The 21,188-nt window shown below is 64.0% G+C and carries 21 protein-coding genes; 6 read left to right on the plus strand and 15 right to left on the minus strand.

Annotated elements, in window-relative coordinates; translation table 11 throughout:
• Positions 1-27: 27 nt before the first annotated feature.
• From ACFDR6_RS09710 to ACFDR6_RS09765, 12 genes are all read right to left on the minus strand, one after another.
• Positions 28-657 (minus strand): CvpA family protein, encoded by a 630-nt coding sequence (locus ACFDR6_RS09710; protein WP_063194108.1) that lies wholly within the window; start codon positions 655-657, stop codon positions 28-30.
• A 167-nt stretch (positions 658-824) separates the two neighbouring features.
• The gene (radA, locus tag ACFDR6_RS09715; RefSeq protein WP_317239800.1) at positions 825-2,270 is read right to left on the minus strand and encodes a DNA repair protein RadA; all 1,446 of its coding nucleotides are present in this window, start codon (positions 2,268-2,270) and stop codon (positions 825-827) included.
• 71 nt (positions 2,271-2,341) lie between these two features.
• Entirely contained in the window at positions 2,342-2,752 is a 411-nt protein-coding gene (locus ACFDR6_RS09720; RefSeq protein WP_212086358.1) for a hypothetical protein, read from the minus strand.
• 38 nt (positions 2,753-2,790) lie between these two features.
• Positions 2,791-3,510, minus strand: a complete 720-nt coding sequence (locus tag ACFDR6_RS09725; RefSeq protein WP_317239799.1) for a sulfite exporter TauE/SafE family protein — start codon at positions 3,508-3,510, stop codon at positions 2,791-2,793.
• 59 nt (positions 3,511-3,569) lie between these two features.
• Positions 3,570-4,487 carry a ribokinase gene (locus ACFDR6_RS09730; RefSeq protein WP_375858146.1) on the minus strand — a complete coding sequence of 306 codons (918 nt, stop codon included), beginning with the start codon at positions 4,485-4,487 and terminating at the stop codon, positions 3,570-3,572.
• A 10-nt stretch (positions 4,488-4,497) separates the two neighbouring features.
• The gene (rpiB, locus tag ACFDR6_RS09735) at positions 4,498-4,944 is read right to left on the minus strand and encodes a ribose 5-phosphate isomerase B (protein WP_375858147.1); all 447 of its coding nucleotides are present in this window, start codon (positions 4,942-4,944) and stop codon (positions 4,498-4,500) included.
• Positions 4,945-5,013: 69 nt separating this feature from the next.
• On the minus strand, positions 5,014-5,808 hold the full coding sequence (locus ACFDR6_RS09740; protein ID WP_212086345.1) for a transporter substrate-binding domain-containing protein: 795 nt from the start codon (positions 5,806-5,808) through the stop codon (positions 5,014-5,016).
• A gap of 18 nt (positions 5,809-5,826) precedes the next feature.
• Positions 5,827-6,585: an amino acid ABC transporter ATP-binding protein gene (locus tag ACFDR6_RS09745; RefSeq protein ID WP_375858552.1), complete on the minus strand. Its 759-nt coding sequence runs from the start codon at positions 6,583-6,585 to the stop codon at positions 5,827-5,829.
• A gap of 1 nt (position 6,586) precedes the next feature.
• Positions 6,587-7,255, minus strand: a complete 669-nt coding sequence (locus tag ACFDR6_RS09750) for an amino acid ABC transporter permease (protein ID WP_212086342.1) — start codon at positions 7,253-7,255, stop codon at positions 6,587-6,589.
• Between the two features lie 7 nt (positions 7,256-7,262).
• Complete coding sequence (locus ACFDR6_RS09755) at positions 7,263-7,946, minus strand: amino acid ABC transporter permease (protein ID WP_375858148.1); 684 nt, start codon at positions 7,944-7,946, stop codon at positions 7,263-7,265.
• A gap of 10 nt (positions 7,947-7,956) precedes the next feature.
• The gene (locus tag ACFDR6_RS09760; protein WP_212086336.1) at positions 7,957-8,856 is read right to left on the minus strand and encodes an NAD(P)-dependent oxidoreductase; all 900 of its coding nucleotides are present in this window, start codon (positions 8,854-8,856) and stop codon (positions 7,957-7,959) included.
• A 54-nt stretch (positions 8,857-8,910) separates the two neighbouring features.
• Positions 8,911-9,651, minus strand: a complete 741-nt coding sequence (locus ACFDR6_RS09765; RefSeq protein WP_212086333.1) for a FadR/GntR family transcriptional regulator — start codon at positions 9,649-9,651, stop codon at positions 8,911-8,913.
• A 433-nt stretch (positions 9,652-10,084) separates the two neighbouring features.
• Between ACFDR6_RS09765 and ACFDR6_RS09770 the strand changes: the two genes are divergently transcribed.
• The 5 genes from ACFDR6_RS09770 (at position 10,085) to ACFDR6_RS09790 (ending at position 16,733) form a co-directional block, all read left to right on the plus strand.
• On the plus strand, positions 10,085-10,861 hold the full coding sequence (locus ACFDR6_RS09770; RefSeq protein ID WP_212086330.1) for a potassium channel family protein: 777 nt from the start codon (positions 10,085-10,087) through the stop codon (positions 10,859-10,861).
• A 169-nt stretch (positions 10,862-11,030) separates the two neighbouring features.
• Positions 11,031-11,462 carry a hypothetical protein gene (locus tag ACFDR6_RS09775; protein WP_317243951.1) on the plus strand — a complete coding sequence of 144 codons (432 nt, stop codon included), beginning with the start codon at positions 11,031-11,033 and terminating at the stop codon, positions 11,460-11,462.
• A gap of 234 nt (positions 11,463-11,696) precedes the next feature.
• Complete coding sequence (locus tag ACFDR6_RS09780; RefSeq protein ID WP_375858149.1) at positions 11,697-13,205, plus strand: efflux RND transporter periplasmic adaptor subunit; 1,509 nt, start codon at positions 11,697-11,699, stop codon at positions 13,203-13,205.
• Between the two features lie 9 nt (positions 13,206-13,214).
• Positions 13,215-16,334, plus strand: a complete 3,120-nt coding sequence (locus ACFDR6_RS09785; protein ID WP_375858150.1) for an efflux RND transporter permease subunit — start codon at positions 13,215-13,217, stop codon at positions 16,332-16,334.
• Positions 16,335-16,361: 27 nt separating this feature from the next.
• On the plus strand, positions 16,362-16,733 hold the full coding sequence (locus ACFDR6_RS09790) for a hypothetical protein (protein ID WP_375858151.1): 372 nt from the start codon (positions 16,362-16,364) through the stop codon (positions 16,731-16,733).
• A 114-nt stretch (positions 16,734-16,847) separates the two neighbouring features.
• Here ACFDR6_RS09790 and ACFDR6_RS09795 read toward each other — a convergent pair whose 3' ends face one another.
• A complete protein-coding gene (locus tag ACFDR6_RS09795; protein ID WP_375858553.1) occupies positions 16,848-17,618 on the minus strand; it encodes an exodeoxyribonuclease III in 771 nt (256 codons plus the stop codon).
• Between the two features lie 40 nt (positions 17,619-17,658).
• Here ACFDR6_RS09795 and ACFDR6_RS09800 point away from each other — a divergent pair, with 40 nt between their 5' ends.
• Positions 17,659-17,877 carry a hypothetical protein gene (locus tag ACFDR6_RS09800; protein ID WP_212086312.1) on the plus strand — a complete coding sequence of 73 codons (219 nt, stop codon included), beginning with the start codon at positions 17,659-17,661 and terminating at the stop codon, positions 17,875-17,877.
• A 67-nt stretch (positions 17,878-17,944) separates the two neighbouring features.
• Here ACFDR6_RS09800 and alr read toward each other — a convergent pair whose 3' ends face one another.
• Positions 17,945-19,222 carry an alanine racemase gene (alr, locus tag ACFDR6_RS09805; protein ID WP_317243949.1) on the minus strand — a complete coding sequence of 426 codons (1,278 nt, stop codon included), beginning with the start codon at positions 19,220-19,222 and terminating at the stop codon, positions 17,945-17,947.
• A gap of 46 nt (positions 19,223-19,268) precedes the next feature.
• Positions 19,269-20,777, minus strand: a complete 1,509-nt coding sequence (locus ACFDR6_RS09810) for a replicative DNA helicase (protein WP_212086310.1) — start codon at positions 20,775-20,777, stop codon at positions 19,269-19,271.
• Between the last annotated feature and the right edge of the window lie 411 nt (positions 20,778-21,188).

Consider the following 21,188-nt stretch of genomic DNA (forward strand, 5'->3'; position numbering starts at 1 on the left):
CTCGTCCACGCCTCTCTTTAGGGGCAATCAACGCGCCGCAGGTTTCTCGATCAGTTTCTTCAAACTGTCACGAGCAGGTTTACTGTATCCGTCGCCACTGCCCGAAGGCTGCTGTTCGGAATCAGCTTGATCATCATCTGGTTTGTTTTTCTTGAATCTCTTCAAGATGGTGTTCTCGGGGTCATCCGGCAAGAGCGACTTCAGCCAATCTCCGGTCGAATCGAGCACGGTTCGGGACTTTGCGCCGCGGACCCAATCCGGCTGCTGCTTGTCGGGAACCAGCCAGATGAAGAACTGGTAGGCGACGACCACGATCAAAAGGCCGCGAGCAAGGCCAAACAGGAAGCCAAGGGTGCGGTCCAGCGCGCCGATGCGCGAATCCAGGATCATGTCGGAGATCCGGACCGTGATTACGGAGACCACGACGAGGGTGCCGATGAACACGCCGGCGATCACGACCACGGTCGCGACGGTGTCGTTGTTGAAGTAGGTCTTTGCCGTCGGCAGCAGCTTGGAGAACGAGTACAGCGTCACGATCGCCGCGGCGCCCCAGGCCGCGATCGACAGGATTTCGCGCATGAAGCCGCGGACCAAGGCAAGCAGGCCCGAAATCAGCATCACACCGAGCAGGATCAGGTCGAGGATGGTAACTGGCATCGGCTGGTCTGGTCCGCTCGTACTTCCAAGGTGCTTAGCCGAATCGGTATTTGGCCGCTGCCTTAAAAGAGGGGCAGACGGCGTTCCCGGCAAGGCCGCAACCACGCAATCCCATGCTGCTTTTGTGACGGGTGTATAGCGGCGGACGCCTCCGGCGTCACCTCCGGCTAACCCTCTCCACGGCGGAATCTTGCCGGTGTGGCATTTTTCTCGGCCTGCGCGTTCGATTCGCCCCGGCGGGAGCCGCGGGCCGCGATCTCGGCCACCAATGTCGTCAGGCTGTTGACCGCATTCAGCGTCAATCCGGCATCGCCGCCGCTCTCACCGCGGGCCGATTCGGGCAACACGGCACGCTGAAAGCCGAGTTTTGCCGCCTCCTTCAGCCGTGCCGGGGTCTGTGCCACCGGGCGCACCACGCCGGACAGCGAGATCTCGCCGAAATAGACCGCATCGCTCGGCAATTGCGCGTTAACCAGGGATGAGACCAATGCCGCCGCAGCGGCCAGATCTGCCGCCGGCTCGTGGATGCGCAGGCCGCCGGCGACGTTCAGATAAACGTCGTGGCCGGAGAGCTTGACCCCGCAATGGGCCTCCAGCACCGCCAGCACCATCGACAGCCGGCTCGGATCCCAGCCGACCACCGCGCGCCTGGGCGTACCCAGCGAGGTCGGGGCCACCAGCGCCTGCAATTCGACCAGGACGGGCCGCGTGCCCTCGATACCCGCGAAGACTGCGGTGCCGGGCGTGCCGAGATCGCGCTCGGACAGGAACAGCTCCGAGGGGTTGGTGACCTCGCGCAGGCCCAGGCCCGTCATCTCGAACACGCCGATCTCGTCGGTCGGCCCGAAACGGTTCTTCACGGCGCGCAGGATGCGGAACTGCTGCGAGCCTTCGCCCTCGAACGACATCACCGCGTCGACCATGTGCTCGACCACGCGGGGACCGGCGATCTGGCCGTCCTTGGTGACATGGCCGACCAGGATGATGGCCGCGCCGGTCTTCTTGGCGAAACGGATCAGCGCCTGCGCCGAGGCGCGCACCTGCGTCACCGTGCCTGGCGCCGATTCCACGGTGTCGGTCCACATGGTCTGGATCGAATCGATCACGATCAGCCGGGGCACCGCGCCCTCCGACAGCGTCGAGACGATGTCCTCGACCGAGGTCTCGGCGGCGAGCTGTACCGGTGCGTCCGACAGGCCGAGCCGTTCGGCGCGCAGGCGCACCTGCGCGACCGCCTCTTCGCCGGAGATGTAGACGACGCGGTGGCCGGCGCGTGCCAGCAGGCTGGTCGCCTGCGTCAGCAGCGTCGATTTGCCGATACCGGGATCGCCGCCGAGCAGCAGCACCGAGCCGCGGACGAAGCCGCCGCCGGTGACGCGGTCGAGCTCGCTCATCCCCGAGGACAGGCGCGGCGCATCCGGGCTCTTGCCGGAAAGACTCTCCAGCGCGAACGTCCGCCCCTTGCGTTTGGAGCGGATCGACACCGGCACGCTGCCGCTGGTGTCCTCCTCGGCGAGCGTATTCCACTCGCCGCAGGACTCGCACTTGCCCTGCCAGCGGTTATAGGCCGCGCCGCAGTTCTGGCAGACAAAGGAAAGCGTGTTCTTGGCCATGGATGTGTTGAGTCGTTGCTCTGCTGTGGGTGCTTAGCACGATCGGAGATGGGAGTGCGACGCGTTCCGCGCTAGCGGGCTTTCGGCAGCTCGTCCTTGCGCTTGCACAGCAGATAGGGCTTCCCGTCGATCTTGATCGTGCCGTTGGCGCCCGGCGCCAGCTTGATCGTGACCTTACTGCCGTTCACGCCCTTGGTGTAATCATCCCAGAACTCGAAGCAGGTGGCGGACAGCACGAGGCCGTCGCCGGCCGGCGTCTTGCGGTCGATGCGGCAATGGTTCTCGTACCGATCGACCAGCGGGGCCGGCTTGCCCTTGATGACGTTGTCGAGGTCGATCATCGTTTTGCTGTCCGGGGCCTCGCTGTCGCGGCAGTCCTTTTTCGTCGAGGCCCATAAGCCGTCGAACGTCTGCGCGGCGGACACCGGCTGTATTGCGAAGAGGACGATGCCGGCGGCGGCGATCAGGGAGACGGTGCGCATCCATTGGGTCCTTTGCTCGGCGGTATGTCTCTCAGAGGTCAGAATGCGTTCAACAGCATCGACATGCCCGCCGCCAGCATGATGCCGTCCATCAGCAGGCGAAACATCTCCGGCTTCAGGTGCAGCACGAAGCGTTTTGCGACGAAGGCACCGATCATCAGCGACGAGCCGGCCACCAATCCTTTCAGAGCAACGTCGGCGGTCAGCGCCCCGAAGCGCTCGAACGTCACCGACTTGCTGAGGTAGAGCCCCAGCGACGAGGCGGCTTCGGTGGCGAGGAAGGCGCCCTTGCTGAGGCCGTAGAACAGGAACAGCGGCACGCTGAGCGGGCCGGTCGAGACCACGATGCCGGTGAGATAGCCGATGACGGCGCCGCCGATCGCGAGGTGCCAGAGATTGGCCTTGAGGTCGTGCCGCGCCAGGAAGTGCCGCACCGGTACCATCGCGATCAGGAAGAGGCCGATGGCAATATCGACCGCATGCGAAGGCAGCGCCAGCAGCGTGCGCGCGCCGAGCGCTGCGGCTGGAATGCCTGTCACGGAATAGGCCGCGCAGGCCCGCCAGTCGACCTCGCGCCACCAGGCCAGGATCCGCGAGAAATTCGCCATGACGGAGGCCACGGCCATGATCGGCACGGCCTCCTTCGGCCCATAGGCATAGACCAGCACCGGCATCAGCATGATCGACGAGCCCGTGCCGACGATGCCGGAAATGGTGCCGGCGACGAGGCCGACGGTGAGGACGAAGAGGAAGGCCAAGGGCAGCGCTCCACGAATCGGGAGAGTTTAGCCGTGGCCGGCGATGCGGGCGATCCGTCCTAGGCGATGGAACCTATCGCGCTGCGCATCGGCATGCCGGTCTGGGCGCCGGCCTTGAGGCATTTCAACGCCGCGGCTTCGCAGCTCACCTCCAGCGCGTGCTGTAGCGACAAGCCTTCGCTGAGTATGGCCGCGAATGCGCCGACGAAGGTGTCGCCGGCGCCGGTCGTATCCACCGGCGTGATGCGCGGGGCGGCCGCGCGCAGGCAGGTTCCCTCGGCCGTCATGGCGAGCGCGCCTTGCGCGCCGGCAGTGACGATGCAGGTGAGGTTGCCGGCTCTGGCGAGCCCGGCTGCTGCCATTTCGTGGTCGTCGCAAGCAAGGCCGACGGCGGCGGCGGCGTCGAGCGCTTCATGCTCGTTGACCAGGAGATAGTCGGTGACGGCGAGAAGCTCCGTCACCATTTCGCGGGTCATCTTGTCCGGAACGGGCGCGAGATTCCAGATGACGGTGCCGGAGGCCGCCGAGGTTCTGCGCGCGGCTTCCTTCGCTTCCGCGAACGGCACTTCCATCTGAAGCATCAGCACGGTGTCGGAGCTGTACAGCTCGGCGGCAAGATCACTGGCGCTCGCCGTCATGTTGGCGCCGCTTGCCACAGTGATCGCATTCTCGCCGGCCTGATCGACCGTGATGAACGCACAGCCGGTCGGCTCATCGGCCCTGATGACCAGGTCGGCATCGACGCCATTGGCTCGAAGGTTTTCGATCGCGCTGTCGCCAAATCCGTCGCGGCCGACGCGGCCCGCCATGCGCACGCGTCCAGGTCCGGCGATCCGCGCGGCGGCGACGGCCTGATTGGCGCCCTTGCCGCCGAAGTGGGTCCGGTAGGATGGTGCCAGCACCGTCCGGCCCGGGCCTGGAATGATCGGCACCTCTGCGACCAGATCGACGTTGAGCGATCCGAACACCAGGATCATGGAGAGACCGTCAGCCTTGCTCGTCCATGACGCGCAGTTTCTCGACGCGGCGGCGGAAATCCTCGTCGGTGGAGAATTCGGCGGACAGGTAGGAAGACACGAGGTCCACCGCGAGCCAGGCGCCAACAATCTGCGCGCCGATGCACATGACGTTGACGTCGTCATGCTCGACGCTCTGATGGGCGGAGTGAACGTCGTGGCAGACTGCGGCGCGGATGCCCTTCATCTTGTTGGCGGCGATCGAGGCGCCGACGCCGGTGCCGCAGACCATGATGCCGCGCGTGGCTTCGCCCGATGTCACCTTCGCCGCAACGGCCCGCGCGATATCGGGGAAATCCACCGGCTTGTCGTCATGGGAGCCGACGTCGATGATTTCGTGGCCGAGCTTGCGGATGTGGTCGATGACGGTGTGCTTGAGTGGCCAGCCGGCGTGGTCGGATCCGATGACGAGACGCATGTAATGTCCTTCTTGATCTTGCATGAACGTGACAGCCGCGTGTGGCTGTCACGTTTTCTTTCGTTTGGTTCAGCTGCGCATGTCGGGCGGCAGATCCACCCCATGGAACTTCCTGTAGATCGCGTTGAGCTTGCCGTTCTTGACGTTCTCGGTGATCCAGGCGTTGAGCTTGTCCATCAAGGGCTGCTCGCCCTTCTTCAGGCCGATGGCGAGATCGAAGGTCGCCAGCGGAATCCGGGATTCAAACACGCGCGAGGGGTTCTTCACACCGATCTGGTTGATGATCGTCGCGGACGAGCCGACGCAGTCGACCTGGCCTGAGACCGCCGCCGTCACCATGGTGGCGTCGTCGTCGTAGCGGGCGATCTTGAGGTCCTTGTCCTTCATGTTGGAGAGAGTGGTGTCCTGCGTGGTGCCGCGCGAGACGCCGATCGGCTTGTCCTTGAGGTCCGGCCAGTCCTTGATCGTCGATGATTTCAGGCAGCCGACGTCGGATTGCAGCGTCGCATAGCGCTTGGTGAAGTCGATCACCTTGGCGCGCTCGGCAGTCACCGACAGGGTCGAGATGATGATGTCGGCCTTGCCGGTCAGGACGTTCGGGATGCGGGTCGCCCCGGTGGTCTGGATGAACTCGAGCTGGAGCCCCCAGTCCTTGGCGAGCAACTGGGCCACTTCGACGTCGGAGCCGGTCGGCGTCATCGTGCTGTCCATCATGCCCGAAGGCGGGATGGCGAGATCCGTCGAGATACGGATCTTCTTCGCTTTCATGATGTCGTCGAGCAGATCGGCGGAAGCGGGCGTGGCCGTCATCGCGATGAGGCCGCACAAAGCGGCAACCGTTCCCAGCAAGGTCTTGTTGGTCATTCCTGGTCTCCTCTCCTGTTATGATTTTAAGTTTCCAGTGCCCACGAATTGCGTGAGTTCAGGCGTCGCCGGCGAGGTCAGGATCGAGGCGGGTCCGGTCTCGTGGACCTTGCCGCGATGCATGAAGACGATCCGGTCGGCGATGCCTTTGGCAAATCCCATCTCGTGGGTGACCATCACCATGGTCATGCCGTCAGCCGCGAGCTGCTCGATCACCTTCAGCACTTCGCCGGTGAGCTCGGGATCGAGCGCGGAAGTGACCTCGTCGAACAGCATGACCTTGGGCTGCATGGCGAGTGAGCGGGCAATCGCGGCGCGCTGCTGCTGGCCGCCCGAGAGCTGTTCTGGATAGGCGTGCAGCTTCTCCTCGAGCCCGACCTGGGCGAGCACTTTTCTGCCGAGGTCTTTGGCCTGCGAGCCGGACATGCCCTTTACGGCGCAGGGGGCGAGCGTGATGTTCTGTTCGATGGTGAGGTGCGGAAACAGATTGTAGCTCTGAAACACGATGCCGACGTCCTGGCGCAGCGCGCGCAGGTTCACGTCGGGGCGGTCGACGCGATGCCCGCAGACGACGATCTCGCCGCCGTCGACCTTCTCGAAACGGTCGATGCAGCGCAGCGCCGTGCTCTTGCCGGAGCCGGAGCGGCCGATCAGCGCCAGCACCTCGCCGCGTGCCACGGCAAAGGAGACGCCGTCGAGCACGCGGAGCGAGCCAAAGCTCTTCTGCACGTCGCGAAGCGAAACGATCGGTTCGGATGGGGAGGGGGTCTGCTGCATGTCAGGCTGGCGCGAGGTTGGACCTGCCACGCCCCATCCGCCGCTCCAGCCTCTGGCTGAACAGCGACAGTGGATAGCACATGGCGAAGTAGGTGACGGCGATGATGGCGTAGATGGCGAACGGCTCGAACAGCGAGTTGTTGACGATCTGCCCGGAGCGCATCAGCTCGACGAAGCCGACGACGGAGGCGAGCGAGGTGTTCTTGATGATCTGCACCATGAAGCCGACGGTCGGCGGCGTCGCGATGCGGATCGCCTGCGGCAGGATCACCTTGATCATGCGCTGGGTCCGGCTCAGCGCCAGGCCCTCGGCCGCCTCCCATTGCGGCTTCGGCACCGACTGGATGCAGCCGCGCCAGATCTCGCCCAAATAGGCGGCGACATAGAGCGTCAGCGAGGCGCCGGCAGCCGCAAGCGGCGAGACCTGCAGGCCGATGGCGGCAAGACCAAAATAGCCGAGGAAGAGAATGACGAGCAGCGGCGTGCCCTGGATGAGCTGAACGTAGACGGCGCTCGCGATCCGTACCGATTTGAGCGGCGAGATCCGCGCGAGCGCGATCACGAAGCCGACGATACCGCCGCCAATCAGCGCTATCATGGACAGGCCGATCGTCCACAGCGCGCCTTGGCCGAGGAACATCAAATGGTTGATGTTGAGATGTCCGCCCATGGTCATCTCACAATGGTGTGCCGAGCCGCCGCCGGCGCGGAAACAGCACGAGGCCGAGGCCCCAGAAGCCGGCACGCATCACCAGTGACAGGATGACGTAGAGCACGGCGACGATGATGTAGGTTTCGAACGCGCGATAAGTGTCCGACTGGATGTAGTTCGCGACGGCGGTGAGCTCCTCGGCCGAGATCTGCGAACAGACCGAGGAGGCCAGCATCAAGAGCACGAACTGGCTCGTCAGCGCGGGATAGACCTTCTCGATCGCCGGCAGCAGGATGATGTGCCAGTAGATCTGCAGGCGCGACAGCGCCAGCCCCTCGGCGGCTTCGATCTGCCCGCGCGGGATCGCCTCGAAGCCGGCGCGCATGATCTCGGCGGTATAGGCGCCGACATTGATGGTCAGCGCGGCCACGGCCACGGTGAAGGCGGAGTACTTCAGGCCGAGACTGGCCAAGCCGAAATAGACCAGGAAGATCTGCACCAGGAGCGGCGTGTTGCGGATCGTCTCGACATAGACTTTGCAGGCGCCCGCGATCAACGCGTTATGCGTGCCGCGCCCGACCGCCGCGAGCGTGCCGAGGAGCGAGCCAAGCACCGTCGCGAAGGCCGCAAGCTCCAGCGTGAGGACAGCGCCGGCGAGAAAACTCGGCCAACGCTCCAGCACTGCGGGAAAGTCGAGTTGAAGGCTCATCGTATCAAGTTCAGCCGGTTGTCTGGTTGGTCATGCGGTCATAGACGCGGAATAGCGCCTGATTGCCGTTGCTGCCTTCGCCGTGGGCACGCGCGTCGATGTATTGGCTGGTGACGAGCGCGGTGCCGGGCAGCGGCACGTTCAGCGCCTGCGCGTGCTCCTGCACGAGGCGAAGGTCCTTGAGCTGCAGATCGATGCGGAAGCCGGCAGAGACGTCGCCCGCGATCATCGCCGGGCCGAGCTTGTCGAGCATCCAGGACGCCGCGGAGCCACCAAGCAGCACCCGGCGCAGTAGATTGAGATCGAGGCCCGACGCGCGGCCGAGCGCCAGCGCCTCGCAGATCGCCTGGATGTTGATTCCGCAGATCAGCTGATTGCACAGCTTGACGGTCTGGCCGGCGCCGGATGCGCCGACATGCGTGATGGTCGTGCCCATCGCGCGGAAGAACGGCTCGGCTTTGGCAAAGGCTTCGGCATCGCCGCCGGCCATGATCGAGAGCGCAGCGTTCTTGGCGCCCACGGGGCCGCCCGAGACCGGGGCGTCGATGAAGTCGACGCCAGCCTTTTGCAGATCGGCATGGATGCGGCGGACCGCGACCGGCGAGATCGTGCTCATGTCGACGATGAGCTTGCCGGGCGGTGGAGACTTCAGCAGGCCGTGTTCGCCGTAAACGGTCGCCTCGACATGGGGGGTGTCGGGCAGCATCGTAATGACGATATCGGCGCCTCGCGCGGCATCGGCGGGATTCTCGGCACGTCTCGCGCCTTCCTCGATGCTGTCGGCCAGCGCGGCTTCGTTCAGATCGAAGACGCGGACCGCGTGGCCAGCCACCAGGAGATTGCGCACCATCTCCCGGCCCATCGTGCCGATGCCGATGAAGCCGACATTGCCCTTGTCGTTCCGTCCCATGTCATCAGTCCGTTTCTTGTTTGATAGGCTTCTTGATCGATTGGCAGTCTGCGATCAGCCCGAGGCGCTGGTCTTGTCGATGTCGCCGACGACGGCGCGCCTGCGGTATTCGTCGCCAATGGCGAAATGCTTGCGCAGCGTCGCATCGGCGCGCTCGGGATCGCGCGCAATGAGCGCATCGAAGATGCGGCGGTGATCGTCGATGAGATAAGTCTTCATCGACGGAAAGGCCTGCACCAGCTCGCGGCGGCTGCGGTGCGAATGCGTCAACAAGCCCGCCAGCGAGCTATGCAGCACCGTCAGCGTTTCCGAATGCGAGGCGACCACGATGGCGCGATGGAAGTCGAAATCGGCCATGCCGCCCGCATCCGCTTCGTCGATCGTCTCTCCGATCTTGGCGAGTGCGCGCTGTAGCCGCTCGAAATCGGCGATGTTGGCGCGTTCGCATGCAAGCCGGATCGCCTGGCATTCGATCGCGACGCGCGCCTGCATGACGTCGTCAAGCATGTCCGCCTGCTGGGCGAGCGCGAAGGTGAAGAAATCGTTCAGCACCGAGACATCCGGTCGCGTTACCACGGTGCCGATGCGGTCGCGAATCTCGACGATGCCCAGCACGGTAAGGGCCCGCAGCGCCTCGCGGACGATCGGCCGGCTGACCCCAAGCAGGGTTGCCAGCTCGCGCTCGGAGATCAGGCGGTCACCGGGCCTGAGCGAGCCTGCCAGAAGGCGTTCGCGCAAAAAGGCGAACACCTTCTCGAACCCTTTTTCGCCCTCGCTGGCCCGCTTGAGTTCCATCCCGATCTCATTGGTCTGATCTTGGTCAGACCAGTATGCTGACCAATGGGCGAAGGTCAAGAGGCCTTGGCCGGACAGGTCTGGGTAGGTCCCTCCCGGCTCTGTGGCCGCATGTCAGGACGCCCGTCCTGCAAATGTCGCTGCCGGGCTTCGCTCGCGGTTCGGCTCCGCGTCTGGCGACAGTGTCGGCGCGCGCCGCCGACAGGCACTCTTCGGGGAGCTCCAACTGGCTCGCCTTCGATCGTTGGCGCGCGCGAGATTGCTCGGCGAGCTTCCGGCATTCCTCCGGTTTGGGCATTCAGCCCACAAGAGCGAGTTGAACGCCGCGTCGGCTCTGCGTTCCTGTTTCAGCCAGAGGGTGGCAGGACCAGCTCCGATCTTGCGGCGTGCGATCCGAGTTGCAATCTTCCAGGCAAACCACGATCATGATTCAGTGACCCTCACGTCTCTCAGAAGCAACGTTCGCCGCCTCTACGAAGGCGCAACACCGAGTGGCGTGCGTTTCCGCTACGCGCTGCTCGCCTTCGACATCGTGACGGTGCTGTTCATCATCGCAACCTCGTTCCTGCCTCCCAGCGAGATCATCGAGACGCTCGATGTCCTGTTCGGCGTGACGTTGCTTGCCGACTTCTCGGCACGGCTCCTCGTCGATCGGCATCCGGTTCGAAAATTCACGCAACTCGCTACCTGGGCCGACATGGTTGCGATCGTGTCCTTCCTGGCACCGCTAGCCGGCGAAGCCGGCGGCTTTCTCCGGATCCTGCGAACGTTGGGGCTGCTCCGCGACTACCAGATGCTGGTGAGGTTGCGCCTCGATTCACCGTTCTTTCGTCGCAACGAAGACGTCATCTTCGCCGTCACGAACCTAGCCGTTTTCATCTTCGTCATGACCGGGATCGTCTACGAGACCCAGAAGTTTCGGAACGACGAGATCCGGAACTATGCCGATGCCCTGTATTTCACCGTCACGGCGCTCACGACGACCGGCTTTGGCGACATTACCCTGTCGGGTACGGTCGGTCGTTTGATCACCGTCGTGATCATGATTTTCGGCGTCACGCTGTTCTTCAATCTCGCCCGCGCGCTCCTCAGTCCGCACAAGGTGCGATTTTCTTGCCCGGTCTGCGGGCTCCAGCGGCACGATTCCGACGCCGTGCATTGCAAGGCCTGCGGCACCGTTCTCAACATTCCCGATGAAGGGGCGACCTGAAGCGCTCTCACGGCCCGGCGCGGCCGGGCATTCTTCGTGGGTGACATGGTGCCAGCGTTTTGGCCGATGGGGCAGGTCCTGCGTGGTGCTTGCAGCGCCGCCGCGCTGGCCGAAGTATAAACGCTGGCGTCGCCTTGAAACGGCAGTGAAAATCTTCTAATTGTTCGCTGTGCTGCACGGCCCCCTTCAACGCCTTCGCCAGATCGCCAGAACAAGCATGTTCCTGGCGATATCGGCCTTTGTGCTTCAAGGCGCGCTGATTTCGGTGTCTCAGGCGGAGGCTGCCCTGGGTGCCATGCCGGAGCCGGCCGTCGCCTTGAGCGGTTCTGTGCATTTTCATGATCAGCTCGCAGGTCACGTTCACTCACATGACGGCGACAATGCCGAAGGCCATGTTCACGACGCGCCGGACCACGATGATGATGGTGGTCCAAACCTGTCCTGGAGCATGTTTGGCAGCTCCATTGCGTCACCCGAATGCACCGTTCTGGCAAGCCTGTTCGCCTTGCTTGGTCCTGTCGAACTGCTGGCCGTGCGGGCCATCGATGGCGTCAGCCCCGAAGGTCTGATCCGACCACCAAGTACCCTCAGCATCGCGTAATTCGGGCGGCCTTCGCGCCGCTGCCGTTTCGCATGTCTGAAGGGATTTTCCATGTTGACGATACAGTGCTGCCCGAGAGGGCGGCTCCCGCGGCTTGGCCTGGCGGTTCTTGCATGCCTGGCGAGCTTGATGCTTGGCTGTGCCGGCTCCGGCGCGCATGAGGGGCACGACCACGGAGAGGCCAACAAAGCGCCGGTGGTGTCATCGGCATATCCGAGAGTTGTGGCGCGATCCGTGCTCTATGAGATCGTCGGGATCCTCAGGAACAACCAGCTTTCGATCTACCTCGACGATGCCGTCACCAACGAGCCTGTCTCGGATGCGACCTTGCAGGTGACCGTCGGCGATGCCAATGCCGTCGAGGCCTCGAAGGCGGGAAGCGGGCTCTACACACTGGCCATGCCAGGGCAGCCGGCCGGATCGGTGGAGGTCATCTTCTCGGTGTCCGCCCAAAAGGGCGACGATCTCCTGGTGGACTCACTGACTGCGCCGCAGCCGGCCAGTCCGCCTCGGGCGCATGGGCACGGCTGGCTTTCCTCCGGTCGCCTCGTAGCAGCGTTTGCAGGGGCCGCTGCCGGCTTCGGTCTGCTTTTTGGCTATTCGATATGGTCGGGCCGCAGAATCGCGGCCGCAGTCTCGGCAGTGGTGTCGGCCATATCAGTTGTTCTCGCCGCGACGACGTTTGACGAAAGCCAGACCGGTGCGAGCTCTGCCGGTTCACCCGCACCGCTGGCGCTGAGCGATGCGCCGAGGCGTCTGCAGGACGGCTCCGCCTTCGCAGCCAAATCTACCCAGCGGTTGCTTGATATACGCACCGCGGCGGCCGAACCGCACACGATCCGCCCCGCCGTCAATCTGATGGGCCGCGTCATTGCCGATCCGAACCGCAGCAGCATCGTGCAAAGCATCTACGGCGGCCGCGTCATTCCCAATGGCGGCGCGATACCGCGCATCGGGCAGACGGTCGCGAAAGGCGACGTTCTCATCCGGATCGAGCCGCATCTGCCGGTCGCGGACCGCACGACGATCCTCGAAAAGGTTGGCGAAATCGAACAGTTGACGGCGGTCACGGAGAACAAGCTCCGCCGCTTGCGGCCGTTGGCAGAGCGAGGCGCTGTGCCGCAGGGGCAGGTCCACGACCTCGAAAGCGAACTGGAAGGGTTGCGGGCGCGCCGTGAAACCGTTCGCAATTCCCGCACCGGCTTTGAGGAGTTGCGCGCATCGACCAACGGCATCATCACCGCGGCCAAGGTCGTGCCAGGACAGGTGATTCAGCCACAGGACGTTCTCTTCCAGATCGTCGACCCCGGGAGCCTGTGGGTCGAAGCGCTGGCCTATGAGGACATCGGGCTGAAAGCGCCTGAAGCGGCGACGGCGATCGCGCCTAACGGACAGGCGATCGCCTTGTCCCACGTCGGAACGAGCCGCACATTGCGGCAGCATGCGTCCGTCGTTCAGTTTGCCATCCCGGAGCCGCCGGCGGGCCTCAACATCGGTCAACCGCTCAACGTGATGCTTCAGAGCGGCGCGCCTGTCTCGGGCCTGATCTTTCCGCGCGACGCCGTCACGCGAAGCAGCAACGGGGAGAACATTGTCTGGCTGCACACCGCCGCCGAGCGCTTCGAGCCACACCCGGTACGGGTTCTTCCCGTGGACGCGACACGCGTGATGATTGCATCTGGCCTCAGCGGGAGCGAACGGATTGTCGTCCGCGGCACCGACCTCATCAACCAGATCCGGTAGGAGCCGCGCATGTTCAAGCTCATCGTCACGACGAGCCTGCGGAATCGCCTGTTCGTGCTGGCGGCCGCTGCGGTGCTCGCCGGCTATGGCTTGCTTGTCCTGCCGAGCATATCCGTTGACGTCCTGCCCGACATCAACCGTCCGACGGTCAATGTCCTGACCGAGGCCGAAGGACTGGCCCCGCAGGAGGTCGAACAGCTTGTGACGTTCCCGATCGAAACGTCGATGAACGGCATGCCCGGGGTCATACGTGTCCGCTCGGTGTCGGGCGTCGGACTCTCAATCGTCTATGTCGAGTTCGACTGGGGCGTGGATGTCTATCGCGCCCGGCAGTTCGTTTCCGAACGGCTGGCGCTGATCCGCGAGCAACTGCCGCCCGCCGTCAATCCCCAGATGGGGCCCGTGACGTCCATCATGGGCGAAATCATGCTGATCGCCATGACCAGCGACGGCAGGGCCTCTCCCATGGAGGTTCGCGAAATCGCGGATTTCGTCGTCAGGCCGCAGCTACTCGCTATCCCGGGCGTGGCCCAGGTGATCCCCATTGGCGGCGAGATTCGGCAATACCGCGTAACGCCGAACATCGCGACCATGCAGGCTCTCGGCATCACCCATGTCCAGATCGAGCAGGCGGTAGCCAAGTTCGGCACCAACAGCGGCGGCGGATTCGTGGACCAGCATGGCCGTGAATATCTGATCCGCAACGTCGGCCTCACCAAGCAAATCGAGGACCTCGGCAACACCGTCGTTGCGACACAGGACAAGCAGCCAATCCTGTTGATGCAAGTCGCAAAGGTGGATTTCGCCGCGCGCACCAAGCGCGGTGACGCCGGCTACAACGGGAAACCGGCTGTCATCGTCAGCGTGATGAAGCAACCCGCGGCGGACACGGTCGCGTTGACCAGGAATATCGAGACGGCGCTCGCCGACTTGCAACGGACCATGCGATCAGGGATCAGCCTCACCAGCGTTCAGTTCCGTCAAGCCACCTTCATCGAGACGTCGATTCATAATGTCCAGCGGGTCCTGGTCGAGGCGGCGATCGTCGTCGCGGTCGTCCTTTTCATCTTCCTGATGAATGGACGGGCGGCGTTCGTCTCGCTCACGGCCATTCCGCTGTCCATCCTCGTGACCGCTCTGGTGTTCCGCGCCTTCGGCTTCACGATCAACACGATGACGCTTGGTGGCCTCGCCATCGCCATCGGCGAGCTGGTCGACGATGCCGTGGTGGATGTCGAGAACGTCCTGCGGCGCCTGCGGGAGAATGCCGCTTCAGCCGCGCCGCGGCCTGTTCTCGAAGTGATCGCCCAAGCGAGCCAGGAAGTCCGCTCCGGCATCGTCTATGCGACGATGATCGTCGTCCTCGTATTCGTACCGCTGTTCGCGCTTCCAGGAATCGAAGGCCGGTTGTTCACGCCACTCGGCATTGCCTATGTGGTGTCGATACTCGCTTCGCTGTTGACGTCGGTAACGGTGACGCCCGTCTTGTCCTACTATCTGCTGTCCGGGCGGGCTCATTCAGGCGACCGCGAAAGCGCTGTCGTGCGAGGGTTGAAGCAGGCGTACCGACGTCTGCTTTGCTGGGCATTCGAGCGGCGCGGACTTGTGCTCGGCTCGGTCGCGGCAGCGGTCGTGATGGCATTCTACGCAGCGAGCCTCATGCCGCGCAGCTTTCTGCCGCCATTCAACGAAGGGACGCTCGTTCTGTCGCTGCAATACAATCCCGGCATTTCGCTCGCCGAATCGCACCGGCTCGGTTTGCTGGCCGAGCAATTGATTGCCAGGGTGCCGGAGGTGAAATCCGTCGGCCGCCGCACCGGCCGGGCGGAGCTTGATGAACACGCCGAGGGTGTCCACTACAGCGAAATAGATGTCGACCTCGTTCGCTCGAAGCGCGACAAGGCAGACGTCCATGCGAGCATCCGCGAGGTGCTTTCCGGACTGCCGGCCTCGGTCGCTATCGGGCAGCCCATCAGTCACCGGCTCGATCATCTGCAATCGGGTATCCGCGCCCAGATCGTGCTAAAAATTTACGGGCAGGACATCGAGATATTGCGCCGGCTAGCCGAAACCTCGCGCCAGCGCCTCTCGACAATTCCGGGGCTGGTCGATCTTCAGGTCGAGAAGCAGGTCCTCATTCCCCAGGTGCGCGTCAAGGTCGATCATGCCCGCGCCGCCCTTCATGGCTTGACGCCTGCCGCGATCACGCAGGCGCTCGATACGCTGTCGAATGGCCGAAAGGTCTCCCAGATCGTGGACGGCAATCGCCGCTTCGACGTCGTCATGCGCCTCTCGGAGCAGAACCGATCGACGACGGGACTGCAAGACCTTCTGATACCCACCGGCCTTGAATTCGTCCCGCTGAGTGCGCTGGCTGAAATTGTCGAGACGGATGGTCCAAATCAGATTCAGCGCGAGGGAACCCAGCGCCGAATCGTTGTTTACGGTAACGGCGACGGCCGCCGCGACATTGCCGACATCGCCGCCGACATCCAACGAGCTGTGTCGCATCTGGATTTCCCGCAGAGCTACACCACCAACCTCGAGGGGGCATTCCAGGCGCAGCAAGAGGCCTTCTGGCGCATCGCCATCCTGTCGCTTGCATCATTTGCGATGATTTTCATCGTGCTCTACAGCCGGTATCGATCGGTTGCGCTGACGCTCATCATCATGGGCGGCATTCCGCTGGCTCTGATCGGCAGCGTCGCCGGTCTGAAGATTGCCGGTCAACCGCTGTCGGTTGCGTCGATGATCGGCTTCATTACGCTGGCAGGCATCTCCGCGCGCAACGGCATTCTGAAGATCTCCCACTACATCAATTTGGCCATCTACGAAGGGGAGCGTTTCGGGACTGGCCTGATCCTCAGGGGAAGCATGGAACGTCTCAGCCCCGTCCTGATGACGGCACTTTGCGCCGGACTTGCGCTGACCCCGCTTCTGATCGGCGCGGACGAACCGGGCCGCGAAATCCTGCATCCGGTCGCCGTTACGATCTTCGGTGGTCTGGTCAGCACCACGATACTTGATGCGCTCGTGACCCCCATCCTGTTTCTGATGCTCGCCAGGAAGCCGCTGGATCGCCTGCTGGCCGAACGCGCAGCGGCGCTCACGCCCGCGGAAGCTTATTGATTCTGCAACTACCGAAGGAGACTAACAATGCGACCGTACATCTTTTCAGCCATGATCGCCTTGACCACGGCAATGCCCCAACTCGCTGTTGCACAGACAAAGGGCAGCAACGGCGGTCCCGTCGTCAAATCGCAAGGGCATCCGATCGAGCTTGTGCGGAAGGGTCTGGATATCGTTTTCTATGTGGGAGACGACGACGGTTCGCCGCTTTCGACAAGGGACATGCGCGGACGCGCGACGATCCAAGACGGCGGTAAGACGGTGACGGTTCCGCTTGTCCCCGCCAGTCCGAACATGATGACCGGAAAGCTGCAAGCAGAACCTTCGTCAAAAGCGATCGTCGTCTTCTCGGGAAGTCTGCACGGGCACTCGCTGACCGCGAGGTATGCAGGGGAATAGCGGTGCCGCACGCCCGAATTCCGCACGGTTTGACGGAATGCGCGCCTGTTCGACGATTCCGATCTGGAGGCCGTGCCGGTCGACGTCATCGACGGCAGGAATCTGTGGTGAGGGTCACCGCAGCACCACCCATGCCGGGGCGTGATCGCTGGCGCCGTCCTCGCCGCGGACATCTCTGTCGACACCGGCCTTCATGAGGCGCGGGGCGAGGGCAGGGCTGAGCAGGAGATGGTCGAGCCGCAGGCCCGCATCGCGCGGCCAGCGGTTTCGCTTGTAGTCCCAGAACGTGTAGATGCGCCGTTCAGGGTGCAACTCGCGGATCGCATCGCACCAGCCCTGTTCGACCAGTGAGGCAAACGCCGCGCGGCTCTTCGGCTGGATCAGCGCATCCTTGTCCCACGAGCGCGTCGGATAGATGTCGATCGGCATCGGTGCGACATTGTAGTCGCCGGCGAGCACCACCGGCAGATCCTGCGTGATGAAGCTCTTCGCGTGGCGCTTGAGCCGTGCGAACCAGTCGAGCTTGTAGTCGAATTTCGGTCCGGGCTGCGGATTGCCGTTGGGCAGATAGATGCTGGTGACGATGATGCCGCGCACGGCGGCCTCGATGTAGCGGGCTTCGTGATCGGCAGCTCTTCCGGGCAGGCGGTCGCGGGTGAGAATGGGTTCGGCCTTGCGGGCGAGGATGGCGACCCCGTTCCAGGTCTTTTGTCCACACCACACCGCGCCATAGCCGGCCTTTTCGATCGCGGCCGCCGGAAATTCGCCATCACTTGCCTTCAACTCCTGAAGTGCGACGACATCGGGCTTCGCCGCCCGCAGCCATGCCAAGAGATTGGGCAGGCGGCGGTTGATGTTGTTGATGTTGAATGTCGCGATCTTCATGTAGAGCTGCCGGCTCTTGCCGCCCCGTACCGGAGACACAATGTCCAAGTTGAACTTCGCCGCCATCGTCGTCGCTGTCGCGTTCTCCGGGCTCGCGTCGGCACAATCGTCCGACCCGCGCGGTGCGTGCAAGACAGATTACGACAAATTCTGCGCCGGCATCGCGCCGGGCGGCGGCATCGTCGCATGTCTCAATGGCAAGCGCGACCAGCTCAGTGCGACCTGCAAGGCGGCGCTGGACGGCCGGAAAAAGAAGTAAGCTGCCTGCCTCGTGTCCCGGACAAGCCGCGGCGCATTGCGCTGCGTCAGGGGCACGAGAGTGGGGACTAGCCCGGCAGCGGCGGCGGTGCCGCCGGCTGCTCGACCGGCGGCGGTGAGGGAGGCTGCTCGGCTCCGGTCGCGGCTGCCGGCTTGACCAGCGGCTCCTCCACATTGCCGCCCTTGTAGATGCGGGCGTAGCGGCGGCCGAGGCTGGTCAGCACCTCATAGCCGATGGTGCCGAAATGATGCGCGAGCTCGTCAACGGTGATGCCTTCGCCGAGCAGCGTCACCATATGGCCGCGCCGTGCCGCATTCGGCGGCAGATCGGTGATGTCGATCGCGATGAGGTCCATCGAGACGCGGCCCGCGACGGGGCAGCGCTTGCCGGCGACGATGACCTCGGCGCCGCGGGTGCCGTCGTTGGAGCTGGCGGCGCGGAAATAGCCGTCGGCATAGCCGACCGCGATGATCGCCAGTTTGGTCGGCCGCCGCGCGGTCCAGGTGCCGCCATAGCCGACGCTCTCGCCGCGATCGATGGTGCGGGTCTGCACGATGCGCGCCTTGAGGTCGACCACCGGCTGCATCGGGTTGTCGGCCTCCGGCGTCGGGTTGACGCCGTAGAGCGCAGCCCCCGGCCGCACCAGCTCGAACTGGAAGGGCGCGCCGAGGAAGATGCCGGAGGAGTTGGCGAGCGCCGCCGGCACACCGGAGAATTCGCTGGCGATCGCGCGGAAGGAAGCGAGCTGCTTGGCGTTCACGGGGCTGTTGAGCTGCTCGGCCGAGACCAGATGGCTCATGACCAGCGTGATGCCGTGATCGCCGGCGTTGATGCGGGGGATGATGGCCTGCGCTTCGGAAAGCGTGAGGCCGAGCCGGTTCATGCCGGTGTCGATGTGAACCGCCGCGCCGCCGTTCCAGCCGGTGCGACGGCAGAACACGTCCCATTCGGCGAGTTCGTTGAGGTCGCCGATCACCGGGCGGCAGTTGATCTTGGCGTAGTGCTCGCCGGTGTTCTGGAAATAGCCGCCGAGCACGTAGATCGTAGGCTCCGGAACGGCCGCACGTACCTTGCGGGCCTCCTCGATGGTGGCGACGAAAAAGGTCTTGCACCCGGCCTTGCTCAGCGCACGCGCGACCTCGGGGGCACCGCAGCCATAGGCGTCGGCCTTGATCACCGCCGAGCATTCGGCCGGCACCGCCGTCTTCTCGAGCTTGCGCCAGTTGGCGATGATGGCGTCGAGATCGACGGTCAGCACGCCGCCATAGGCTGCGAGCGCGGCAGCCTGATTGGCCTCCGCGGAGAGAAGGCCGGATTGCGGGTTCATTTTAGGGTCGGACGCCATTGTCATGGCGCCGTTTTACGCAAGAGGCCGTTCTGGTTCAAGGAACTCAGTAGTCGTTGCCGCTGCGAGCCGGTACCTGACTGTCAGGCGCGAGGTCGCCGAACCGCGTGACCGAGGCTTCGAACGCCAAATCGACCGTGCCGGTCGGGCCATGGCGCTGCTTGCCGATGATGACCTCGGCTTTTCCGTGCGCAAGGCTCATGTCAAGCTGCCACTTCTCGTGCTCGGGCGTGCCTGGGCGGGGCTCCTTCATCGCGAGGTAATATTCCTCGCGGTAAACGAACAGCACGACGTCGGCGTCCTGTTCGATCGAACCGGATTCACGCAGGTCCGAGAGCTGCGGCCGCTTGTCGTCACGCGATTCGACCTGACGCGAGAGCTGCGACAGCGCGATCACGGGAACATTGAGCTCCTTGGCCAGCGCCTTCAGGCTGGTCGTGATCTCCGTGATTTCCTGCACGCGATTGTCGCTCCGCTTGCCCGAGCCCGAGAGCAGCTGGATGTAGTCGATCACGAGCAGGTCGAGGCCCTTCTGGCGCTTCAGCCGGCGCGCGCGCGCCATCAACTGCGCGATCGACAGGCCGCCGGTGGCATCCACGTAGAACGGCAGCGACTGCAGCTCGATCGAAACCTCCCGGATCTTCTCGAAATCGGCTTCCGAGATGCCGCCGCGGCGGATGTGGGAGGAGGGAACACCGGTGCGCTCGGCCACGATACGCGTGGCGAGCTGGTCGGCCGACATTTCGCAGGAGAAGAAGCCGATCACGCCGCCATTGGCAGCCTTCATGGTGCCGTCGGCCTGGAGCTCCGGAACATAGGCTTGCGCGACGTTGTAGGCGATGTTGGTCGCCAGCGACGTCTTGCCCATGCCGGGACGTCCCGCGACGATGATGAGGTCGGAGCTCTGCAGGCCGCCCATCTTGGTGTCGAGGTCGCGCATGCCCGTCGAGATGCCGGACAGCTTGCCGTCGCGCTGGAACGCCTTGGCGGCGAGATCGACCGCGACTGCCAGGGCCTGCGAGAATTTCTGGAAGCCGCCGTCATAGCGGCCGGATTCGGCGAGTTCGTAAAGCTTGCGCTCGGCGTCCTCGATCTGTGCCCGTGGCTGGAAGTCGACCGGCGCGTCATAGGCGACATTGACCATGTCCTCGCCGATGCCGATCAGGTCGCGCCGCAGCGACAGGTCGTAGACGGTGCGGCCATAGTCCTGGGCGTTGATGATGGTGGTCGCTTCGGCCGCGAGCCGCGCCAGATATTGCCCGATGGTCATACCGCCGACATCGGTGTCGGCGGGCAGGAACGTCTTCAGCGTGACGGGCGTCGCGATCTTGCCCATCCGGATCAGGCTGCCGGCTGTCTCGAAGATGGTCTGGTGCAGCGGTTCGAAAAAATGCTTCGCTTCCAGGAAGTCGGAGACGCGGTAAAACGCGTCGTTGTTGACCAGGATCGCGCCCAGGAGGCTCTGTTCCGCCTCGATATTGTGCGGCGCGCTCCGATAGGCGGGGGTTCCTGCGTCGGGCGCGAGTTTGAGAACGTTCGAATCAGTCAGGGCCATGGTCGGACGTGCTTAGCAATTTTCTTGGGCGGATGCGGGGCCGGGATAAAGCGCCGCCTCGGTGCAAAGCGGAAGCGAAAGCTGACCGCTATCAACCGCTCAGTAAAAATGGTGGATGATTAGCAGTCGCAGCACGCGTCGCGCTTGACGGATTTTCGCGGAACCGGTGCGGCCTGGAAGCAGCCGCGACCGCGCCATGGAAAAATCCTGAAGTCGTGAACCTAATGGATTGACGCGCAGACGTACCTGAAAGCGCGCGAATTGACGCACGCTGGGCGCTTCCGGCTCTGGTTCAGACCAGCAGGAGGTAGACCAGCGCAACCAGAGCCGCCCCGACGCCGGTGACGATCAGGGCGTAATCGGTGCGGAGGTCGTCCTGCACGTCGAATGAGGTTTGGGTCTCTTTGCTCA

This window comes from Bradyrhizobium tunisiense (genome assembly GCF_042263385.1).
Lineage (GTDB): Bacteria > Pseudomonadota > Alphaproteobacteria > Rhizobiales > Xanthobacteraceae > Bradyrhizobium > Bradyrhizobium tunisiense.